This window comes from Streptomyces sp. NPDC085946 (assembly GCF_044540485.1).
Lineage (GTDB): Bacteria > Actinomycetota > Actinomycetes > Streptomycetales > Streptomycetaceae > Streptomyces.
Genome location: NZ_JBITSF010000001.1, coordinates 964,458 through 985,467, shown reverse-complemented (window position 1 = coordinate 985,467; position 21,010 = coordinate 964,458). Strand labels below are relative to the sequence as shown.

Sequence of the window (21,010 nt, the reverse complement as noted above, 5' to 3'; positions counted from 1 at the left end):
GGGTGGCCGGCCGCCCCGGGGGGGGCCCCCCCCCCCCCGGGGGGGGGGGGCCCTTGTTGGTAAAACCCGGGGGGGGGGGGGGGCGTTTTGGGCGCCCCCGCCCCCGCGCGCTTCACTGGCGCTGCTCCGACCCCCCGCAGGAGAACCCCCGTCCCACCCCCAGAAGGGTTTCTCTTGACCGCCCTACGCGCCTCCGCCGTCACCGCCGCGGCCTGCGCAGCCGTGCTCGCCACCGCGCTGCCCTCCTCCGCGATCAACTCGTACAACGCCACCCCCGCCCCCGAGCGCACCGAAGTCGGCGCGCTCGTGGCGACCTGGGACCACGACGGCGATCCCGCGACCCCCGACCGGGTCGACTGGGTGTGCTCCGGCACCATGATCGACGCGGACACCTTCCTGACCGCCGCGCACTGCACCACCGACTGGCCGGACAACGTGCGGTTCTACGTGTCGCTCGACCAGGACGTGCAGGGCGGGCTGGACGCCGCCGCGCGGGCCCACCCCGGCGACCCCGCCGCCCAGGCCCGCGCCGTCGCCGTACCGGGCACGGCGCACAGCCACCCCGCCTACCCGGGCCCCGCCTCCGACACCCACGACATCTCGGTGGTCGAACTGCCCGCCGACCGGCTCGGGGCCCGCTGGAGCTTCACCCCGGCCGCGCTGCCCACCGCGAACCAGCTCGGGAAGCTCGGCCCCAAGGGCCTGAACGCCACCGACTGGACCGTCGCCGGCTACGGCACCCAGGAGGCCGCCCGCGGACCGGGCGGCCACACCCACCCGGGCGGCGGCGTCCGCCTGAAGGCCCCCGTCACCTTCGACGCGCTCAACGACTCCTGGGCACGCTTGGCGATGACCGCGCCGCAGGGCAACGGCGGTGCCTGCTACGGCGATTCGGGCGGCCCCAACTTCGCGCAGCTCGACGGCCGGCGGATCCTCGCGGCCACCACCATCACCGGCGACGGCCCGTGCTACGCCACGAATGTGACGTACCGTCTGGACACCCCGGGCGCCCGGTCCTTCCTGGCGCCGTTCGTCGCGCTGCCCTGATCCCGCGCGAGGACACCGACGGCCCGTCCGGCGCCGCGGCACACGGTCCGTCCGTGTGCCGCGGCGCCGTGCCGTGCGGGGTGCCGTGCGGTACGGGCGGCGCGGCCGGGCGGCGGACGCGGACCGTCACCGTCCCGCACCGCGCGCCGCCCGGGTCTTTCCCGGCCCGGTGATCGATCACGGAAAAGTACCGCAGAACGCCGGACTCCCTTTCCGATCCGTAACGCTACGTAATTCACAAGCAATGAAAGCAAGTGGAATGTCGACTTCCATGGCCGGTTCTTTTTTGCCCCGAAGGTGGCATAATCCCCGCCCCCGCCGGCCTGAAGTCGCCTCCGGCAACAGATCGCGTCAGGACCAAAACAAAGAAACACTCCTGCGTTCTCCGGAAGCGCATCCTGCGAGTTCTCACCATGCGGACACGACGAACCGGACGGAAATCGCCCCTTCCGCCCGGCGCGTCGCGCTCTGCGTTACTGCGTGGCATAACAAGAGCGTCACAGCATTGGCCAGACCACTCCTCCATTTCCTCACACCCGCTTAGAGTCACGCCCAGTCACCGCGCCACCGGATTCGAAGCCACTTCGGTCCAGCGCTCGACTCGGCGGGTCCCATGGGGGACCGCCGTGCCAGGGAAAGGACTGGATTCGTGCGTCAACGTTCGCTCATAGCCATCACCGCGGCACTTGCGGCGGGCTCGCTCACCCTCACCGCCTGTGGGTCGCGCGACGACAGCAGCAACGGCAGTGGCGGCGGCGACAAGACCACTGTCGTGATCGGCGTCGACGCCCCGCTGACCGGCGACCTCTCGGCCCTCGGCCTCGGCATCCGCAACTCCGCCGACCTCGCCGTCAAGACGGCCAACAAGGAGAACTACGTCGAGGGCGTCGAGTTCAAGCTCGAGCCGCTCGACGACCAGGCCCAGCCCTCCGTCGGCCAGCAGAACGCCCAGAAGTTCATCAGCAACAAGGACGTCCTCGGCGTCGTCGGCCCGCTGAACTCCAGCGTCTCCCAGCAGATGCAGAAGCCGTTCAACGACGCCGGCCTGGTCCAGGTCTCCCCCGCCAACACCGGCACCGAGCTGACCCAGGGCGACGGCTGGAAGAGCGGCGACTCGGTCCGCCAGTTCAAGACCTTCTTCCGCACCGCCACCACGGACGAGGTCCAGGGCGCCTTCGCCGCCGAGTACCTCTACAGCAAGGCCGGCAAGAAGAAGGTCTACCTGATCGACGACCAGAAGACCTACGGCGCCGGCCTCGCCGCCTCCTTCAAGGCGAACTTCACCAAGCTCGGTGGCAAGATCGTCGGCAACGACCACATCAACCCCGACGACCGCGACTTCAACGCCGTCGTCGCCAAGATCAAGAAGACCGGCGCCGAAGCCCTCTACTACGGCGGCGAGTACCCAGCCGCCGCCCCCCTGAGCCAGCAGCTCAAGGACAGCGGCCAGAACATCCCGCTCATGGGCGGCGACGGCATCTACTCCGGCGAATACCCCAAGCTCAACAAGAAGGCCGAGGGCGACCTCGCCACCTCCGTGGGCAAGCCCGTCGAGCAGCTCGACTCCGCCAAGGAGTTCATCGAGAACTACAAGGCCGGCGGCTACGAGGACGACTACGAGGCCTACGGCGGCCTGACCTACGACGCGACCTGGTCCATCATCGAGGCCGTCAAGCTCGCGGTCGAGGGCAACGACGGCAAGCTCCCGTCCGACGGCCGCAAGGCGGTCCTCGACGCCATGAGCAAGGTCAAGTTCGACGGCGTCACCGGCAGCATCTCCTTCGACGAGTTCGGTGACACCACCAACACGCTCATGACCGCCTACAAGGTCAAGAGCAACGCGTGGGCGCCCGAGTACAGCGCCTCTCCCAAGCTGGACTGAGCAAGGGACGAGCAGGGAGCCGCAGGAGCGCTCCCCTCACCACATTGATCCAGGCCGCGCGGGTTGCGCCCACCAGCGCACCCGCGCGGCGCCATATCCGAACCACTCCACGGAGGCCCTGCGGTGAACGAACTGCCGCAACAGCTGGCCAATGGACTCATCCTCGGCGCGATGTACGGACTCATCGCGATCGGCTACACGATGGTCTACGGCATCGTCCAGCTCATCAACTTCGCCCACGGCGAGATCTTCATGGTCGGGGGCTTCGGGGCCCTCACCGTCTGGCTGATACTCCCCGACGGCTTCGCCCTCGGCGCCGCCGTCCCCCTCATGATCCTCGGAGGCATCCTCGTCTCCGTCGCCATCGCCACCGCGGCGGAACGCTTCGCCTACCGGCCGCTGCGCACCGCACCGCGGCTCGCACCGCTCATCACCGCCATCGGCCTGTCCATCGTGCTGCAGCAGATGGTCTGGATGTGGTACCCGGACGCCAAGAAGGACCGCTCCTTCCCGCAGTTCGAAGGCGGCCCCGTCGAGATCCTCGGCGCCAACATCCAGCGCGGTGACCTCTTCGTCCTCATCGCCGCCCCGCTGTGCATGGTCGCCCTCGGCCTCTTCGTCACCAAGACCCGCTCCGGCCGCGGCATGCAGGCCACCGCCCAGGACCCCGACACCGCCAAGCTGATGGGCATCAACACCGACCGCATCATCGTCATGGCCTTCGCCATCGGTGCCGCGTTCGCCGCCATCGCCGCCGTCGCCTACGGCCTGAAGAACGGCCAGGTCGGCTTCCGGATGGGCTTCCTGATGGGCCTGAAGGCCTTCACGGCGGCCGTCCTCGGCGGCATCGGCAACATCTACGGCGCCATGCTCGGCGGCATCGTCCTCGGCGTCGCCGAATCCCTCGCCACCGGCTACATCGGCGAGATCCCCGGCATGGAACTCTTCGGCGGCGGCGCCTGGAAGGACGTATGGGCCTTCAGCCTGCTCATCCTCGTCCTCCTCTTCCGGCCCCAGGGCCTGCTCGGCGAACGCGTCGCGGATCGGGCGTGATACCCATGACCACCCACACCACCACCAGCACCGCCCCCGGCACCACCGAGGTGTCCGGCGCGCAGGCCACCCCGCTCGTCCCGCTGCCCGCCGCCGCGGCGCGCGCGACCACCGTCGCCGGCTCCGCCGTCGCCCTCGCCGGCACCTTCCTCGCCTGGACCTGGACCGACGAGTTCCCCGGCGACCTCACCGTCACCGGCTACCCCGGCGGCCTGCAGGTCCTCACGCTCGTGGGAGCCCTGCTCACCCTGCTGTTCGCCCTCTCCGGCTACGGCATCAAGGGCCTCGGCTGGCTCACCCCCGGCGGCACCAACAGCCCCGTCCGGCTCGCCGCCCTCGGCGTCCTCGGCACCACGGGCTACGCCCTCGGCGCCATCGCCTTCGAACTCGGCGGCCTCGTCAACCTCGAACCCGGCGCCTACGTCGCCGGCGCCGGCGCCCTGATCGCCGTCATCGGCGCTTTCGGCCTCCCCGCCGACCAGCCCCACGGCAGCGACGACCCCACCCCCCATCTGTGGGGCCGCGTCCGCCACTCCCTGACCGCCCCCGAGCCCGGCCGTGCCCAGGAACTCCCCTCCTGGGCCGAGATCCTCGTCATCGCCGCCGGCTTCGGCGTCGGCCTGTACGTCTTCGCGTACGGCATCGGCACCGAGTACTCCGAGCTGTTCATCGGCTTCCTGATCACCGCGGCGTTCGGCTTCACCGCCGTCACCCGCGCAGGACTCCTCAAGCGGCTCTCCGCGCTCACCGCCAAGCACCGCAACGTCACCCTCTCGGCGGCCTTCGTCGCCGCGATCTGCTTCCCCTTCACCCAGAGCAACGACCAGTTCGCCCTCATCGGCGCGAACATCCTGATCTTCGCCACGGTCGCCCTGGGCCTCAACGTGGTCGTCGGCCTGGCCGGCCTCCTCGACCTCGGTTACGTCGCCTTCCTCGGCGTCGGCGCCTACGCCGCCGCCCTGGTCTCCGGCTCCCCGCAGTCCACCATCGGCGTCCACTTCCCGTTCTGGGCCGCCGTCCTCACCGGCGCCGCCGCCTCGCTGATCTTCGGCGTGGTCATCGGCGCACCCACCCTGCGCCTGCGCGGCGACTACCTCGCCATCGTGACGCTCGGCTTCGGTGAGATCTTCCGCATCACCATGAACAACCTGAACGGCAACAGCGGACCGGACGTCACCAACGGCTCCAACGGCGTCCCGAACATCCCCGACCTGGAGATCTTCGGGTTCAACCTCGGACTGCCGCACACCGTCCTCGGCCACGAGCTCACCCGCTCCGGCAACTACTACCTGCTGATGCTGCTCTTCACGGCCATCGTCGTCATGGTCTTCCGCCGCTCCGCGGAATCCCGCATCGGCCGCGCCTGGGTCGCCATCCGCGAGGACGAGACCGCCGCCACCGCCATGGGCATCAACGGCTTCCGCCTCAAGCTGCTCGCCTTCGCCCTCGGCGCCTCGCTCGCCGGCCTCGCCGGCACCGTCCAGGCGCACGTCTCCTACAGCGTCACCCCCGAGCAGTACCAGTTCGCCGGCTCCGTGCCGCCGAACTCCGCCTTCCTGCTCGCCGCCGTCATCCTCGGCGGCATGGGCACCATCAGCGGCCCGCTCATCGGCGCCGCCCTGCTCTACCTCATCCCCGCCAAGCTCCAGTTCATGGCGGAGTACCAGCTCCTCCTCTTCGGCATCGCGCTCATGCTCCTCATGCGCTTCCGCCCCGAGGGCCTGGTCGCCGACCGCAGGAAGCAGCTCGAATTCCACGAGACCGGACAGCTCGACGTACCGGAGGACAAACCGCTGCCCGACAACGCCACCGGCGTCGCCAAGGCAGGGGCGTGACCGCCATGACCACGACCACGACCGCACCCACCACCACGACGGTCCTCGACGCCAGCGGCGTCACCATGCGCTTCGGCGGCCTCACCGCCGTCCGCTCCGTCGACCTCACCGTCAACACCGGCGAGATCGTCGGCCTCATCGGACCCAACGGCGCCGGCAAGACCACCTTCTTCAACTGCCTCACCGGCCTGTACGTCCCCACCGAGGGCACCGTCACCTACAAGGACACCGTCCTGCCGCCCAAGCCGCACCTGGTCACCCAGGCCGGCATCGCGCGCACCTTCCAGAACATCCGGCTCTTCGCCAACATGACCGTTCTGGAGAACGTGCTCGTCGGACGGCACACCCGCACCAAGGAGGGCCTCTGGTCCGCCCTCCTGCGCCTGCCGTCCTTCAAGAAGGCGGAGGCGGAGTCCCGCGAACGCGCCATGGAGCTCCTGGAGTTCACCGGACTCGCCGCCAAGGCCGACCACCTCGCCCGCAACCTGCCCTACGGCGAGCAGCGCAAGCTGGAGATCGCCCGGGCGCTGGCGAGCGAGCCGGGCCTGCTCCTCCTCGACGAGCCCACCGCCGGCATGAACCCGCAGGAGACCCGGGCCGCCGAGGAACTCATCTTCGCCATCCGCGACAAGGGCATCGCCGTCCTCGTCATCGAGCACGACATCCGGTTCATCATGAACCTCTGCGACCGCGTCGCCGTGCTCGTGCAGGGCGAGAAGATCGTCGAAGGCCCCGCCGAGGTCGTCCAGGCCGACGAGCGCGTCATCGCCGCCTACCTGGGTGAGCCCTTCGAGGGCGCGCCCGGCAAGGAGGAAGCCGCCGAGGTCGAGGCCGCCGAAGCCGGAGCCACCGGCACCGCGGCCGCCGAGGCGCCCAGCACCACGGAAGGGGACGACAAGTGACCGCACTGCTGGAGGTCGAGGACCTCAGGGTCGCCTACGGCAAGATCGAGGCCGTCAAGGGCATCTCGTTCAAGGTCGACGCGGGCGAGGTCGTCACCCTCATCGGCACCAACGGCGCCGGCAAGACCACCACCCTGCGCACCCTCTCCGGGCTGCTCACACCGGTCTCCGGCGAGATCCGCTTCGACGGCAGGTCGCTGAAGAAGGTCCCCGCCCACAAGGTCGTCTCGCTGGGACTCGCCCACTCCCCCGAGGGGCGGCACATCTTCCCCCGCATGACGATCGAGGACAACCTCCGCCTCGGCGCCTTCCTGCGCAACGACAAGGAGGGCATCGAGAAGGACATCCAGCGCGCCTACGACCTCTTCCCCATCCTCGGGGAACGCCGCAAGCAGGCCGCGGGCACCCTCTCCGGCGGCGAGCAGCAGATGCTCGCCATGGGACGGGCCCTGATGTCCCGCCCCAAGCTGCTCATGCTCGACGAGCCCTCCATGGGCCTCTCCCCGATCATGATGCAGAAGATCATGGCGACCATCCAGGAGCTCAAGTCCCAGGGCACCACCATCCTGCTCATCGAGCAGAACGCCCAGGCGGCCCTCTCCCTGGCCGACCACGGTCACGTCATGGAGGTCGGCAAGATCGTCCTGTCCGGCACCGGCCGCGACCTCCTCCACGACGAGTCGGTCCGCAAGGCCTACCTCGGCGAGGACTAGCCGCCCGCGACACACCGAGGCCCGCGCCCCCTGCTCCAGGGGGCGCGGGCCTCGCGCGTGCGCTCCGGGCGGTCAGCCCTTCGACGCCTTCTTCTCCTCGGCGTCGTCGATGACCGCCTGCGCGACCTGCTGCATCGACATGCGGCGGTCCATCGACGTCTTCTGGATCCACCGGAACGCCGCCGGCTCCGTCAGCCCGTACTCCGTCTGCAGGACCGACTTCGCCCGGTCCACCAGCTTCCGCGTCTCCAGTCGCTGCGAGAGGTCCGCGACCTCCTTCTCCAGCTCCTTCAGCTCCGTGAACCGCGACACGGCCATCTCGATCGCCGGCACGACGTCACTCTTGCTGAACGGCTTCACCAGGTACGCCATGGCACCGGCGTCCCGGGCCCGCTCGACCAGATCCCGCTGCGAGAACGCGGTCAGCATCAGGACCGGGGCGATCCGCTCCTCGGCGATCTTCTCCGCCGCGGAGATGCCGTCCAGCTTGGGCATCTTCACGTCGAGGATGACGAGGTCGGGCCGGTGCTCCCGCGCCAGCTCGATCGCCTGCTCGCCGTCGCCGGCCTCGCCGACGACCGAGTAGCCCTCCTCCTCCAGCATCTCTTTGAGATCGAGCCGGATCAGGGCCTCGTCCTCGGCGATGACGACACGGGTCGTCAGCGGAGGCACGTGCGACTTGTCGTCTTCGGGCAGGTCGACGGGCTGGGGCGACTCGGGGGCGCTCACGTGGGCTCCTTGGTGCAGGGCAGGCCGGTACTGCTGACAAGAGCGTACCCAGCTGCGGTAAGGTGGGGGCACGGCGGGTGACCGCCAACCTTCATATTGAAGGGGGCCCCGGTAGCCCAGCGGTAGAGGCAATGGTCTCAAACACCATCCAGCGTCGGTTCGAATCCGACCCGGGGTACTTTTCCTCCGATTCAAAGGTCACCATTTCGAAGCGGATGTCCACGTCTCGTGCACATCCGCTTTTCGCTGCGCCGGACACCGAGGAGCCTTCGCGCAAGAGGCTCCTCGACCGCCCCCCTTGTTCGGCTATTCGGCGCCCTCGCCGATGTGGTGGACGCGGACCATGTTGGTCGTGCCCGAGACGCCGGGCGGGGAGCCGGCCGTGACGATGACGACGTCGCCCTGCCGGCAGCGGCCGTGGCGCAGCAGCAGTTCGTCCACCTGGCCGACCATCGCGTCCGTGGAGTCCACCCGCGGGCCGAGGAACGTCTCCACGCCCCACGTCAGGCTGAGCTGCGAGCGGGTCGCCGGGTCGGGGGTGAAGGCGAGCAGGGGGATGGGCGAGCGGTAGCGGGAGAGGCGGCGGGCGGTGTCGCCCGACTGGGTGAAGGCGACGAGGAAGCGGGCGCCGAGGAAGTCGCCCATCTCCGCCGCGGCGCGGGCGACGGCGCCGCCCTGGGTGCGGGGTTTGTTGCGGTCGGTCAAGGGCGGGAGGCCCTTGGCGAGAATGTCCTCCTCGGCCGCTTCGACGATGCGGGCCATGGTGCGGACGGTCTCGGCGGCGTACCTGCCGACGCTGGTCTCGCCGGACAGCATCACGGCGTCGGTGCCGTCGATGACCGCGTTGGCGACGTCGCTGGCCTCCGCGCGGGTGGGGCGGGAGTTGTCGATCATCGAGTCGAGCATCTGGGTGGCGACGATGACCGGCTTGGCGTTGCGCTTGGCCAGGGTCACGGCGCGCTTCTGGACGATCGGCACCTGCTCCAGGGGCATCTCGACGCCGAGGTCGCCGCGGGCGACCATGATGCCGTCGAAGGCGGCGACGATGTCGTCGAGGTTCTCGACGGCCTGGGGCTTCTCGACCTTGGCGATGACGGGGAGGCGGCGGCCCTCCTCGTCCATGATGCGGTGGACGTCCCTGATGTCGCGTCCGCTGCGGACGAAGGAGAGGGCGACGACGTCGAAGCCGGTGTGCAGCGCCCAGCGGAGGTCGTCCTCGTCCTTCTTGGAGAGGGCGGGGACGGAGACGGCGACGCCGGGGAGGTTGAGGCCCTTGTGGTCGGAGACCATGCCGCCCTCGAGGACGGTGGTGTGCACGCGGGGGCCGTCGACCTCGGTGACCCGGAGGCAGACCTTGCCGTCGTCGACGAGGATGCGCTCGCCGGGGGCGACGTCGTCGGCGAGGCCGGCGTAGGTGGTGCCGCAGACGCGGCCGTCGCCTTCGACGCCCTCCTCCACGGTGATGGTGAAGGAATCGCCGCGTTCGAGGAGTACGGGTCCTTCGGTGAAACGGCCGAGTCGGATCTTCGGGCCCTGGAGGTCGGCGAGGATGCCGACACTGCGGCCGGTCTCGTCGGCGGCTTTGCGGACCCGCCGGTAGCGCTCCTCGTGCTCGGCGTGGGTGCCGTGGCTGAGGTTGAAGCGGGCCACGTCCATTCCGGCGTCGACCAGGGCCTTGATCTGGTCGTACGAATCGGTGGCGGGTCCCAGGGTACAGACGATCTTCGCTCGGCGCATGAGTCGAGCCTAGGGCTTACCGGTGGGTAGCGAATTGGCAGCGCGTTACTGCCCAACGCACATTCCATGAAGGGTTATTGACCGGCGTTGAATTGTGCGCCGAGGTGCTCCGATGAGCAATGCCATGGTGCTCCATTCGGATTGCCGTACGGGTTTTCGACGGCGCGGAATACGCCGGGCGGGTGTGTCACAGCCGCGGCGGGACCAGGGTGAAGCGCGCGTTGACCTGAGCGTGGACCTCCTGCCGCTGGGGTTCGAGGTCGAGGGGGGCGGGGGCGGTCTCCTCGGCGGTCGCGGCGTAGGCCATGGAGCGCATGCGGCCGGAGGGCGGGGGGTAGGCCTGAGGGCCCTCGGCGCCGATGTCGGCGAGCTCGACGAGGGCGGCCAGGGTGGTGCCGAGGGCCTCGGCGTACTCGCGGGCGCGCTGGACGGCTTCGTGGACGGCCCGGCGGCGGGCTTCGCGGTGGGCCGGGGAGTCGGGGCGCAGGGCCCACCAGGGGCCGTCGACCCGGGTGAGCTCCAAGTCGGCCAGGCGGGTGGTGAGTTCGCCGAGGGCGGTGAAGTCGTTGAGCTCGGCGGTGAGGTGGACGGTGCCGTGGTAGGTGCGGACGCGTTCGCCGCGTCCGTGCCGGGTCTGTTCGGGGGTGACGGAGAAGGCGCCGGTGTCGAGCCGTTCGACCGCCCGGCCGTAGGACTTGACGAGGTCGAGGGCGGCGGCGTTGCGGCGGGTGAGGTCGTCGAGGGCGGTGTGCCGGTCGCGGCCGCGGGCCTGGACGGTGATGCCGATCCGGGCGATGTCGGGGTCGACGTCGAGGCGGGCTTCGCCGCGGACGGCGATGCGGGGGGCGTCGGGGGTGCCGTAGGGGACGGCGGGCTGGGGGTGTGCGGGGGTCGGGATGGCCATACGCCCCACTCTGTCACTCCTCGTCCGGTGGGGGACCTCACCGGTCATCAGATCGCAACCTGACGGGTCTGTTCGGGTGCGGAGGGGGCGGGCCAGAATCTACGCGCGTATGCGCGTGCGTTCGTCTACGCGCGTCACCGTTCCGCTTCGCGAGGAGAGCCAGCCATGCCGTTGAACCGCCGGAAGTTTCTGAGGGAGTCCGCCGTGACGGGGGCGGGAGTGGCGCTGGCCGGGGCGGTGGCGGCACCGGGCGCCGAGGCGGCCGAGGCGCGGGACGCCGGCGGGAAGAAGTCCGCCAAGCGGTACTCCTTCACCGTGATGGGGACGACCGACCTGCACGGAAACGTCTTCAACTGGGACTACTTCACGGACGCCGAGTTCGACGACAAGGCGCACAACGACATCGGCCTGGCGAAGATCTCCACGCTGGTGAACCGGGTGCGGGCCGAGAAGGGCCGCCGCAACACGCTGCTGATCGACGCGGGCGACACGATCCAGGGCACGCAGCTGTCGTACTACTACGCCAAGGTCGATCCGATCACGGCCGAGGGCGGCCCGGTGCACCCGATGGCGCAGGCCATGAACGCGATCGGGTACGACGCGGCGGCGCTCGGCAACCACGAGTTCAACTACGGCATCCCGGTGCTGCGCAGGTTCGAGGAGCAGTGCCGCTTCCCGCTGCTGGGGGCGAACGCGCTGGACGCGAAGACGCTGCGGCCGGCGTTCCCGCCCTACAGCATGCACCGGTTGCGGACGCCGTTCGGGCGGGACGTGAAGGTGGCGGTGCTGGGGCTGACGAACCCGGGGATCGCGATCTGGGACAAGGCGAACGTGCAGGGGAGGATGACGTTCCCGGGTCTGGAGGAGCAGGCGGCGAAGTGGGTGCCGAAGCTGCGGTCGATGGGCGCGGACGTGGTCGTCGTCTCGGCGCACTCGGGCTCGTCGGGGACGTCGTCGTACGGTGACCAGCTGCCGTACGTCGAGAACGCGGCGGGGCTGGTGGCGGAGCAGGTGCCGGGGATCGACGCGATCCTGGTGGGGCACGCGCACACCGAGATCCCCGAGTACTTCGTCACCAACGAGCGGACCGGCAAGCAGGTCGTGCTGTCCGAGCCGCTCAAGTGGGGCCAGCGGCTCACCCTCTTCGACTTCGAGCTGGTGTGGGACAAGGGCCGCTGGACGGTCGAGAAGGTGGGCGCGCAGGTCCTGAACAGCAACGCCGTCGAGGAGGACCCGAAGATCGTCGGGCTGCTGTCGGACGAGCACGAGAAGGTGGTGGCGTACGTCAACCAGGTGATCGGGACGAACGCGGCGGAGATGACGTCGGCGCAGGCGCCCTACCGGGACGTGCCGATCATCGACCTGATCAACCACATCCAGGCGGACACGGTGCGGCAGGCGCTGGCGGGCACGGAGTACGCGTCGCTGCCGGTGCTGTCGCAGGCGGCGTGCTTCTCGCGCACGGCGCGGATCCCGGCGGGCGAGGTGACGATCCGGGACGTGGCGGGGCTGTACGTGTTCGAGAACACGCTGGAGGCGCGTCTGATGACGGGCGCGCAGATCAAGGCGTACCTGGAGTTCTCGGCGAACTACTACGTGCAGACGCCGGCGGGCGCGCAGGTGGATCCGGCGAAGCTGACGAACGCGAACGGGACGCCGGACTACAACTACGACGTGGTGAGCGGTCTGACGTACGAGATCGACATCGCGAAGCCGGCGGGGTCGCGGGTGACGGACGTGCGGTTCGAGGGGGCGCCGCTGGCGGACGACGCGCGGTTCGTGTTCGCGGTGAACAACTACCGGGCGAACGGCGGCGGCAACTTCCCGCACGTCGCGGCGGCCCGGCTGCTGTGGTCGAACTCGGACGAGATCCGCAACACCATGATCGCCTGGGTGAAGGCGAAGGGCACGCTGGACCCGGCCGAGTTCGCGTCGGTGGACTGGCGGCTGACGCGCGACGGCGTGCCGGTGTTCTAGGGCGCGGTGTTCCGGCGCGCCGCGGTCCGGGGCGCGCCGGGGCGTGGCCGGCCCTCCTGCCTCCGGTCGTCGAGGAGGGGGATGAGCTCCGGTGCCCGCCGGGCGGGCGGTACCTGCGGTCGCGGGTCGAGGCCGAAGGTGGTGAAGGCGGTGCGCCGGGGCAGGGGGTAGCTCTCCTTCCCGGTGAGGGAGTTGAGGATGGTGGCGCTGCGCCACGCGGCGAGGCCGAGGTCGGGGGCGCCGACGCCGTGGGGGCGGTTCCCGGCGTTCTGGACGTACACGGTGCCGGTGACGGACGGGTCGAGGACGAGCCGGTGCTGTGCGTCGACGCGGGGGCGTTCGCCGCCGTCGCGGCGCAGGTAGGGGTCGAGGCCGGCGAGGACGCGGTCGAGGGGGCGCTCGCGGTAGCCGGTGGCCAGGACGACGGCGCCAGTGGTGAGGCGGGAGCGGGTGTCCTGCTGGACGTGTTCGAGGTGGAGTTCGATCCGGGTGGCGGCGATGCGGCCGGCGGTGCGGACGCGGACGCCGGGGGTGAGGACGGCGTCGGGCCAGCCGCCGTGCAGGGAGCGGCGGTAGAGCTCGTCGTGGATGGCGGCGAGGGTGTCGGCTCCGATGCCCCCGTGCATCTGCCACGGGGAGGCGGCGAGGCGGTCGCGGACGGGTTCCGCGAGGGCGTGGAAGTAGCGGGTGTAGTCGGGGGTGAAGTGCTCCAGGCCGAGCTTGGAGCACTCCGTGGGGGCGAGGGCCTCGGTGCGGCCGAGCCAGTGGACCCGCTCGCGGCCGGCGGGCCGGTGCCGGAGCAGGTCGAGGAAGATCTCCGCGCCGGACTGTCCGGTGCCGACGACGGTGACGTGGTCGGCGGCGAGGAGGGCGTCGCGGTGCCGGAGGTAGTCGGCGGCGTGGAGGACGGGCACGCCGGGGGCGTCGGCGAGGGGTCTGAGCGGTTCGGGGACGTGGGGTTCGGAGCCGATGCCGAGGACGACGTTCCTGGTGCAGGTGCGGCCGGGGGCCTCGGCTTCGCCGTCGGGGCCGAGCCGGGTGTGGTCGACTTCGAAGAGGCCGCGTTCGGGGTTCCAGCGGACGGCGTCGACCCGGTGGCCGAAGCGGAGTCCGGGCAGGCGTTCGGCGACCCAGCGGCAGTAGGCGTCGTACTCGGCGCGCTGGATGTGGAGGCGCCCGGCGAAGCAGAAGGGGTAGAGCCGCTCCCGGTCCTTGAGGTAGCTGAGGAAGGTCCAGGGGCTGGCGGGGTCGGCGAGGGTGACGAGGTCGGCGAGGAACGACCCGTGGACGGTGGTGCCGTCGAGGAGCAGGCCCGGGTGCCAGGTGAAGGCGGGGCGCTGGTCGTAGAAGACGGCGTCGAGTGCGGTGAGCGGGTGGGCGAGGGCGGCGAGGGAGAGGTTGAAGGGGCCGATGCCGATGCCGACGAGGTCGCGGGGGGCGTCGGGCTCGCGGGGCGGCGGGGGTGCGGCGGGGGTGTGCGGGGCCGGGGAGGTCATGCGGGGGTGGTTCCTTCCGCGAAGGGGGCGTCGGCGGGGCGTCAACCGGGGGGCGTGGCCGTGGGGGCGCTCAGGCGGGGGGTGCGTCCGTGCGGGGCGCTGCCGCGGGGGTCGTGTCCGGGCGGGGCGCTGCCGCGGGGGTGGCGTCCGTGCGAGCCACGTCCGCAGGGGCGGCGTCCGTACGGGCCGCTCCCGCAGAGGCAGCGTCCGTGCGAGCCACGTCCGCAGGGGCGGCGTCCGTGCGAGCCGCTCCCGCAGGGGCGGCGTCCGTGCGAGCCGCTCCCGCAGAGGCAGCGTCCGTGCGAGCCACGTCCGCAGAGGCAGCGTCCGTGCGAGCCACGTCCGCAGAGGCAGCGTCCGTACGGGCCGCTTCCGCGAGGGTGAGGAGGGCGGCGAGGTCGTCGGGCCGGGCGGTGGGGTTGAGGAGGGTGGCCTTGAGCCAGAGCCGGCCGTCGGGGCGGGCGCGGCCGAGGACGGCCCGCCCGTCGGCGAGGAGCGCGCGGCGGACGGCGGCGACGGTGTCGTCGCAGGCGCCGGCGGGCCGGAAGAGGACCGTGCTGAGGGTGGGCCGGTCGTACAGCTCGAACGCGGGATGGTCGCGGACGAGGTCGGCGAAGTCCTGGGCGAGGGCGCAGACCCGGTCGACGAGGTGGCCGAGACCGGTGCGGCCCAGGGTCTTGAGGGTGACGGCGATCTTGAGGACGTCGGGGCGGCGGGAGGTGCGCAGGGACCGGCCGAGGAGGTCGGGCAGGCCGGCCTCGGTGTCGTCGTCGGCGTTGAGGTAGTCGGCGCGCTGGTGGAGCGCGGTGAGGTCGCGGGGGTCCTTGACCGCGAGGAGACCGGCGGCGACGGGTTGCCAGCCGAGTTTGTGCAGGTCGAGGGTGACGGTGTCGGCGGTGCCGAGACCGGTGAGCCTGCCGCGGTGGCGGTCGCTGAAGAGCAGGCCGGCGCCGTAGGCGGCGTCGATGTGCAGGCGGGCGCCGTGGGCGGCGCAGCGGGCGGCGATCTCGGGCAGCGGGTCGATGAGCCCGGCGTCGGTGGTGCCGGCGGTGGCGGCGACGACGGCGGGGCCGGTCAGGCCGGCGAGGGCCCTGTCGAGGGCGGCCGGGTCGAGGATGCCGCCGGGTGCGGGGACGATCACGGGGTCGGGCAGGCCGAGCAGCCAGGCGGCGCGGGGCAGCGAGTGGTGGGCGTTGGCGCCGCACACCAGTCGTACGGTGCCGCCGCGCGCCTCGCGGGCCAGCAGGAGGGCGAGGTGGTTGGACTCGGTGCCGCCGGTGGTGACGAGCGCGTCGGCGTGGCCGGCCAGCCGGGCCAGGGCGCGGGTGACGGCGGCCTCCAGCTCCGAGGCGGCCGGGGCCTGGTCCCAGGAGTCGAGGGAGGGGTTGAGGGCGGAGGCGGCGAGGTCGGCGGCGGTGGCGACGGCGAGGGGCGGGCCGTGCAGGTGGGCGGCGCACCGCGGGTCCGCCGGGTCGGCGGCGCCCTCGGCGACCGCGTGCACGAGGGCGTACAGGGCGTCCGGGTCGCCCTCGTCGGGCAGCACGTCCCCCAGGGCGTGCCGTATCCGCGCGGCGACCGCCTCCGGGCCGCCCGCGGGCAGGGGTCCCCCGCGCGCCCGCGTCCCGGCGCGCAGCGCGTCGAGCACGGTGTGGAGCAACGGCCCCAGGGCGTCGGGGCCGTGGGGGCCTGAGGCGAGGGGCGGCGTGCTCATGGGTGTCCTCCGGGGCGCGGGGCGGGATGTCCGCAGGGAGGGGTCCAGCTTGTACCCGCTGAGCACGGCCGCGTCCGGAAAGCGGGGCGATCGGACCCGAAAGGGGGTAGCGGGGTGGAGTTCCGGCCGGCCGGATGCCTACGGGGCCCCGGGGCGGCCGGCCCGGGCCCGGCGGCCCGCCGGGCCCGGGCACGCCCGCGCCCCGGCCACGGGCGGCGCTGCTTCCGTCGGGGCCGGACGGGGCGCCGCGCGGGCCCGCCCCCGGTGAGGCCCGCGGGCGGGGGGACCGTGCGGGTCCGCGGGGGCTACGCCTCGCGGACCCGCAACGCCCGCTCCAGGTCGTCCAGTTGGTCGACCAGCTTGCGGCGCAGGGCGGGCGTGGGGTCGGTGTCGCGCAGGCAGTCCCGGCCCCAGCGGAGGTTCTCCTCGTCGACGGCGTGGGCGGGGAAGGCCCAGCGGCCGGCGGCCTCGGCGATGGCGGGGCCGCGGCGGGTGCCGACGGCGACCGCGTCCTGGTAGAAGCGCGGCACGTACTCCCGTACCAGGTCGGCCTGTTCGGGCTGCCAGAAGCCGCGGGCGGTGGCGGTGAAGAGGTAGTTGGACAGGTCGTCGCCGTGGAACATCGCCTGCCAGGCCCGCCGCTTGGCCGCCTCGTCGGGCAGGGCGGCGCGGCAGCGGGCGGCGCCCTCCTGGCCGGTGGCGCTGGGGTCGTGCGCGAGTTCGGCGGCGATGGTGTCCTCGTCGACGGCGCCGAGGACGGCCAGGCGGGCCAGGATCCGCCAGCGCAGTTCGGGGTCGAGCTCCGGTCCGCCGGGCACGACGCCGTCGGCGAGCCAGGCGGCGATCGTGTCGGGGTGGGCGGCGACGTCGATGAAGTGGCGCACGGCGATCAGCCGCAGTCCGGGGTGGTCGCCGTCCTCGGTGCGGCGGATGAGGTCGCGGCACAGGTCGGTGAGGGTGGCCAGGGCGGCGGGCCGCTGCTCGGGCGCCAGGTAGTGGTCGGCGATGTCGGTGGCGGCGAAGGCGAGGACGCCCTGGACGACGGCGAGGTCGGTCTCGTGGGGCAGGTGGGCGCGGGCGGTCCGCAGGTAGGTGTCGGGCGGGAGTTCGCCGTCGCGGACGGCGTCCCGCAGGGCGTTCCAGGCGACCGCGCGGGTGAGCGGCTCGGGCAGGCCGGACAGGCCGGCGCGGACGGCCTCGAAGGACCGGGGGTCGAAGCGGATCTTGGCGTAGGTGAGGTCGCCGTCGTTGAGGAGGACCAGGGCGGGGCGCGGGCCGAGCGGCTGGGGCGCGGTCTGCGGCAGGTCGAGGTCGAGGCGCTCGCGCAGGGTGAAGCGGTCGGGGTCGGTGAGGTCCCGGTCGTACAGGCCGACGGCGACGCGGTGCGGACGGCTGCCGGTGCGGTCGACGGTGAGCACGCCGGTGCCGTTGGCGCCGGAGGCGAGGCGCGGGACGAGGGTGTCGGCGCCGGTGGTGCGCAGCCAGGCGTCGGCCCAGGCGTGGACGTCGCGGTCGGTGGCGGAGGAGAGGGAGTCGATGAAGTCGGCGAGGGTGGCGTTGGCGAAGCGGTGGCGGGCGAAGTGGGTGTTGATGCCGGCCAGGAAGTCCTTCTCGCCGAGCCAGGTGACGAGCTGGCGCAGGGCCGAGGCGCCCTTGGCGTAGGAGATGCCGTCGAAGTTGAGCAGGGCGGAGGCGGTGTCCTCGACGGCCTCGGGGGCGACGGGGTGGGTGGAGGGGCGCTGGTCGGCGTCGTAGCCCCAGGCCTTGCGGTGGACGCCGAACTCGGTCCAGGTGTCGGTGAAGCGGCTCGCCTCGGTGAGGATCTGGTAGCCCATGTACTCGGCGAAGGACTCGTTCAGCCAGATGTCGTCCCACCACTTGAGCGTGACGAGGTCGCCGAACCACATGTGGGCCATCTCGTGGGCGATGACCATGGCGCGGGTCTGCCGCTCGGTGTCGGTGACGGCGGAGCGGTAGACGAACTCGTCGCGGAAGGTGACCAGGCCGGGGTTCTCCATGGCGCCCCCGTTGAACTCGGGGACGAAGGCCTGGTCGTAGGAGTCGAAGGGGTAGGGCTCGTCGAACTTCTCGTGGTAGCGGTCGAAGCAGGCGCGGGTGACGTCGAGGAGTTCGCCGGCGTCCGCGTCGAGGTACGGGGCGAGGGAGCGGCGGCAGTGCAGGCCGAAGGGCAGGCCGCGGTGTTCGGTGCGCACGGAGTGCCAGGGCCCGGCGGCGACGGCGACGAGGTAGGTGGCGATGAGCGGGGTGGTGGCGGCCCGCCAGCGGCCCCCGCCGAGGTGTTCGGTGACGCCGTTGGCGAGGACGGTCCAGTGTTCGGGGGCCGTGACCGTCAGGTCGAAGACGGCCTTGAGGTCGGGCTGGTCGAAGGCGGCGAAGACGCGCTGCACGTCGTCCAGGAACAGCTGGGTGTAGACGTAGGTCTCGCCGTCGGTGGGGTCGGTGAAGCGGTGCATGCCCTCGCCGGTGCGGGAGTAGCGCATCGCCGCGTCGACGCGCAGCTCGTGCTCGCCGGCGGCGAGGTTCTTCAGGGGCAGCCGGTTGCCGTCCAGCGCGTCCGGGTCCAGGGGCTGTCCGTCGAGGGTGGCGGAGCGCAGCTCGGCGGGCCTGAGCTCGACGAAGGTGTCCGTGTCCGTGCGCGCGGTGAAGCGGATCAGGGTGCGGGAGTCGAAGGTCTCCTCCCCGGTGGTCAGATCGAGTTCGATCGTGTACCGGTGGACGTCGAGGTGCTCTGCTCGGATCTGCGCTTCGTCGCGCGTCAGTACGGACATGCAGGACATGCTGCCTGATGCCGCGGACCGGGCACAGAGGCGGATCGGTACGCGCGCTATGTCCGTTCTCCGTACGGTCTCGTCCGAGCTCTCCGGCGTGCGCCCCGGGGACCGTCGCGGGGGTGCGCGCGCGTCGGGGTGGGACGCGGCGGGACGCGGACGGCGGTCGGCCGTCGGCGGGGTCTCGCGGCGGGGCGCGCAGGTCGTGCATCTCGCGCCGGAGGGCCGGGGGCGCTGGTGGGCGTCGTCCGGACAGCGGATCTCGCTGCGCGGCGGCCGGGGGTCGGCGGGTCCGGTGACGGGACCGGCGGCACCGGGCCGGAAGGCGGCGGGGGTCAGTCGCCGTTGACGGCCTCCTCGGCGATCCGCTCGTGGTGGCGGATCACCTCGGCGACGATGAAGTTGAGGAACTTCTCGGCGAACGCCGGGTCGAGTTTGGCGTTCTCGGCGAGGGCGCGCAGCCGGGCGATCTGGCGGGCCTCGCGGGCCGGGTCGGCGGGCGGCAGCTGGTGCTCGGCCTTGAGGTGCCCGACCTGCTGGGTGCACTTGAAGCGCTCGGCGAGCATGTGGACGACGGCCGCGTCGATGTTGTCGATGCTGTCGCGCAGCCGGGCGAGCTCCTCGCCGACGGCGGGGTCGACCTTGCGGATGTCGGTGTCGCTGGTGGTCATGGGGCGTCAGCCTACGGGTCGGGCGGGCGGTCGCCCACTCGGCGCGTCCCTGGCCGGGGCGGGTGCGACGGCCTTGCGGACGTGCGCGCCGGCGTGGCCGCCGGGGGCGCCCCGGCGCGGCCGGCCTCCGTGGAACCGGGCCTTCGGCGGAAGCCGGGGCCTGGGAGGTGTACGGGGAGACGGCCGTGCCGGTGCGGCCGCGCCGGGCGCCCTCCTCCTCGGCCGCCCGCGCCGGCCGTGTGCCCCGGCCGGCGTGCCGCCGGTCCGCGCGGACCCACGGCGTGCCGACGGAGCACCGGCCGCCCCGGACGCGGACGGCGGGGCCGCCGGCGAGGCCGCCCGCACCGTCCGTGACGCGGACGGCGCGCGCCCCGGGCCCGGTCGCGCCGGTCGCGCCGGTCACTCCGGCGCCGAAGGCGGTGAGTTCCTCGTCGAGCCGCTTCCCCGGGGCGTGGTCCTGGCCGTCCGCCCGCGGGGCGCGGGGTGCCGGTCGTCGCTCACGGTGCGGATCGTGCCGGGCCGCCGGGGTGCCCGGCGGTTTCCGGCCGACGCGCGCGGGTCCGTGCCCGGGGGCGTCCCCGTACAGTGGAATCGGGTTCCGGGCGTCTGGGGGTGCGGCGTGGCGAACGACGGACCGGTCGAGCACGGCTACCCGCACCTGCGGACGGTGCGGGCCGCCGTCACCGCGCTGTACAGGCGCCTGTCGTACGACACGATCCAGACGTTCTCGGCGAGCGTGGCCCCCGCCGACGTGGCGTTCTGCGACACCGACGACCTGTACCTGGGGGCGCAGCGGGTGGCCCGCGAGCTGGTGCGGCACTACCGGCTGCCGGATGCCCGGCTGATCGTGTCCTTCCGGGAGATGTCGCACGCGGCGAACATCGAACTGGCCGCGGGCCCGGAGTACTTCGTGGAGCTGAACGACCGGTTCCGCAGGCACCGCCGGGACATCGGCGCGGCCCTGGCCCACGAGATCATGCACGTCTACCTGCACCGGCTGGACCTGTCGTTCCCGGGCACCCGGGAGAACGAGATCCTGACCGACACGGCGGCGACGTACCTGGGCGCGGGCTGGCTGCTGCTGGACGCCTACCGGGAGGACGCGGCGTCGTCGCAGAAGCTGGGCTACCTGACCCCGGAGGAGTTCGGGTACGTGCTGGCCAAGCGGGCGCTGCTGTTCGGCGAGGACCCGTCGGTGTGGTTCACCAGTCCGCAGGCGTACACGGCGTACGTGAAGGGCCTGGCGCGGGCCCGGCACGACGGGCAGCAGCCGCCGCTGACGGCGGCGGGCTGGGCGGGGCGCCGCCGCTACGCGCGCGACCGGCGGCACGCCCAGGACCGGGCGGACCTCCCGCCCGAGGGCGGCGCCCCGTACTCCTTCACCCCGGACGGGCACGGGCCGCTGCGGGTCAGCTTCCCGTGCCCGACGTGCCACCAGCGGATCAGGGTGCCGGTGCGGGGGCGGGTGCGGGCGCGGTGCGCGCTGTGCCGGACGGTGCTGGAGTGCGACACGTGAGGCCGGCGGGCCGCCCCCGTGCGCCGGGCCCGCCCGGCGGGCCGGGGG

The 21,010-nt window shown here is 72.3% G+C and carries 14 protein-coding genes, 1 tRNA gene and 1 pseudogene; 9 read left to right on the top strand and 7 right to left on the bottom strand.

What is annotated here, in order from left to right:
- Positions 1–174 precede the first annotated feature (174 nt).
- From ACIF8T_RS04365 to ACIF8T_RS04340, 6 genes are all read left to right on the top strand, one after another.
- The gene (locus ACIF8T_RS04365) at positions 175–1,047 is read left to right on the top strand and encodes a trypsin-like serine protease (RefSeq protein ID WP_400030973.1); all 873 of its coding nucleotides are present in this window, start codon (positions 175–177) and stop codon (positions 1,045–1,047) included.
- A 649-nt stretch (positions 1,048–1,696) separates the two neighbouring features.
- Positions 1,697–2,929 (top strand): branched-chain amino acid ABC transporter substrate-binding protein, encoded by a 1,233-nt coding sequence (locus tag ACIF8T_RS04360; protein WP_400030971.1) that lies wholly within the window; start codon positions 1,697–1,699, stop codon positions 2,927–2,929.
- Positions 2,930–3,052: 123 nt separating this feature from the next.
- Positions 3,053–3,982: a branched-chain amino acid ABC transporter permease gene (locus ACIF8T_RS04355; RefSeq protein ID WP_400030969.1), complete on the top strand. Its 930-nt coding sequence runs from the start codon at positions 3,053–3,055 to the stop codon at positions 3,980–3,982.
- Positions 3,983–3,987: 5 nt separating this feature from the next.
- Positions 3,988–5,817, top strand: coding sequence for a branched-chain amino acid ABC transporter permease (locus ACIF8T_RS04350; RefSeq protein ID WP_400030967.1), 1,830 nt, complete (start codon positions 3,988–3,990; stop codon positions 5,815–5,817).
- 5 nt (positions 5,818–5,822) lie between these two features.
- Positions 5,823–6,719: an ABC transporter ATP-binding protein gene (locus ACIF8T_RS04345; protein WP_400030965.1), complete on the top strand. Its 897-nt coding sequence runs from the start codon at positions 5,823–5,825 to the stop codon at positions 6,717–6,719.
- Positions 6,716–7,432, top strand: a complete 717-nt coding sequence (locus ACIF8T_RS04340; protein WP_400030963.1) for an ABC transporter ATP-binding protein — start codon at positions 6,716–6,718, stop codon at positions 7,430–7,432. Before ACIF8T_RS04345 ends, ACIF8T_RS04340 begins: the two co-directional genes overlap by 4 nt.
- A gap of 72 nt (positions 7,433–7,504) precedes the next feature.
- Here ACIF8T_RS04340 and ACIF8T_RS04335 read toward each other — a convergent pair whose 3' ends face one another.
- Positions 7,505–8,161 (bottom strand): ANTAR domain-containing response regulator, encoded by a 657-nt coding sequence (locus ACIF8T_RS04335; RefSeq protein WP_400030961.1) that lies wholly within the window; start codon positions 8,159–8,161, stop codon positions 7,505–7,507.
- A 105-nt stretch (positions 8,162–8,266) separates the two neighbouring features.
- On the opposite strand from ACIF8T_RS04335, the gene ACIF8T_RS04330 reads away from it, so the two are divergent.
- A tRNA-Leu gene (locus ACIF8T_RS04330) sits at positions 8,267–8,339 on the top strand.
- Positions 8,340–8,467: 128 nt separating this feature from the next.
- On the opposite strand, the gene pyk is transcribed toward ACIF8T_RS04330, so the two are convergent.
- Both pyk and ACIF8T_RS04320 read right to left on the bottom strand, forming a co-directional pair.
- The gene (gene pyk / locus ACIF8T_RS04325) at positions 8,468–9,898 is read right to left on the bottom strand and encodes a pyruvate kinase (RefSeq protein ID WP_400030959.1); all 1,431 of its coding nucleotides are present in this window, start codon (positions 9,896–9,898) and stop codon (positions 8,468–8,470) included.
- A gap of 187 nt (positions 9,899–10,085) precedes the next feature.
- Complete coding sequence (locus tag ACIF8T_RS04320; RefSeq protein WP_400030957.1) at positions 10,086–10,802, bottom strand: SIMPL domain-containing protein; 717 nt, start codon at positions 10,800–10,802, stop codon at positions 10,086–10,088.
- Positions 10,803–10,967: 165 nt separating this feature from the next.
- Here ACIF8T_RS04320 and ACIF8T_RS04315 point away from each other — a divergent pair, with 165 nt between their 5' ends.
- A complete protein-coding gene (locus ACIF8T_RS04315; protein ID WP_400030955.1) occupies positions 10,968–12,779 on the top strand; it encodes a bifunctional metallophosphatase/5'-nucleotidase in 1,812 nt (603 codons plus the stop codon).
- Here ACIF8T_RS04315 and ACIF8T_RS04310 read toward each other — a convergent pair.
- The 4 genes and pseudogenes from ACIF8T_RS04310 to ACIF8T_RS04295 all read right to left on the bottom strand — a co-directional run bounded on the left by ACIF8T_RS04310 (position 12,776) and on the right by ACIF8T_RS04295 (position 19,446).
- Positions 12,776–14,275: a lysine N(6)-hydroxylase/L-ornithine N(5)-oxygenase family protein gene (locus tag ACIF8T_RS04310; protein ID WP_400030953.1), complete on the bottom strand. Its 1,500-nt coding sequence runs from the start codon at positions 14,273–14,275 to the stop codon at positions 12,776–12,778. The genes ACIF8T_RS04315 and ACIF8T_RS04310 overlap by 4 nt on opposite strands.
- 370 nt (positions 14,276–14,645) lie before the next feature.
- A pseudogene (locus ACIF8T_RS04305) lies at positions 14,646–15,986 on the bottom strand (pyridoxal phosphate-dependent decarboxylase family protein); the annotation flags it as partial.
- Positions 15,987–16,291: 305 nt separating this feature from the next.
- Positions 16,292–18,775, bottom strand: coding sequence for an aminopeptidase N (gene pepN, locus ACIF8T_RS04300; RefSeq protein ID WP_400030951.1), 2,484 nt, complete (start codon positions 18,773–18,775; stop codon positions 16,292–16,294).
- A gap of 335 nt (positions 18,776–19,110) precedes the next feature.
- Positions 19,111–19,446, bottom strand: a complete 336-nt coding sequence (locus tag ACIF8T_RS04295) for a chorismate mutase (RefSeq protein ID WP_400030949.1) — start codon at positions 19,444–19,446, stop codon at positions 19,111–19,113.
- Positions 19,447–20,065: 619 nt separating this feature from the next.
- Between ACIF8T_RS04295 and ACIF8T_RS04290 the strand changes: the two genes are divergently transcribed.
- The gene (locus ACIF8T_RS04290) at positions 20,066–20,962 is read left to right on the top strand and encodes a hypothetical protein (RefSeq protein ID WP_400030947.1); all 897 of its coding nucleotides are present in this window, start codon (positions 20,066–20,068) and stop codon (positions 20,960–20,962) included.
- The last annotated feature ends 48 nt before the right edge of the window (positions 20,963–21,010 follow it).

What these genes read in the sequence shown, in the direction of transcription:
- ACIF8T_RS04350 (WP_400030967.1), top strand. Translation starts at nt 3,988, where the DNA reads ATGACCACCCACACCACCACCAGCACCGCCCCCGGCACCACCGAGGTG.
- ACIF8T_RS04345 (WP_400030965.1), top strand. Translation starts at nt 5,823, where the DNA reads ATGACCACGACCACGACCGCACCCACCACCACGACGGTCCTCGACGCC.
- pyk (WP_400030959.1), bottom strand. Translation starts at nt 9,898, where the DNA reads ATGCGCCGAGCGAAGATCGTCTGTACCCTGGGACCCGCCACCGATTCG.
- ACIF8T_RS04320 (WP_400030957.1), bottom strand. Translation starts at nt 10,802, where the DNA reads ATGGCCATCCCGACCCCCGCACACCCCCAGCCCGCCGTCCCCTACGGC.
- ACIF8T_RS04315 (WP_400030955.1), top strand. Translation starts at nt 10,968, where the DNA reads ATGCCGTTGAACCGCCGGAAGTTTCTGAGGGAGTCCGCCGTGACGGGG.
- ACIF8T_RS04310 (WP_400030953.1), bottom strand. Translation starts at nt 14,275, where the DNA reads ATGACCTCCCCGGCCCCGCACACCCCCGCCGCACCCCCGCCGCCCCGC.
- pepN (WP_400030951.1), bottom strand. Translation starts at nt 18,775, where the DNA reads ATGTCCGTACTGACGCGCGACGAAGCGCAGATCCGAGCAGAGCACCTC.
- ACIF8T_RS04295 (WP_400030949.1), bottom strand. Translation starts at nt 19,446, where the DNA reads ATGACCACCAGCGACACCGACATCCGCAAGGTCGACCCCGCCGTCGGC.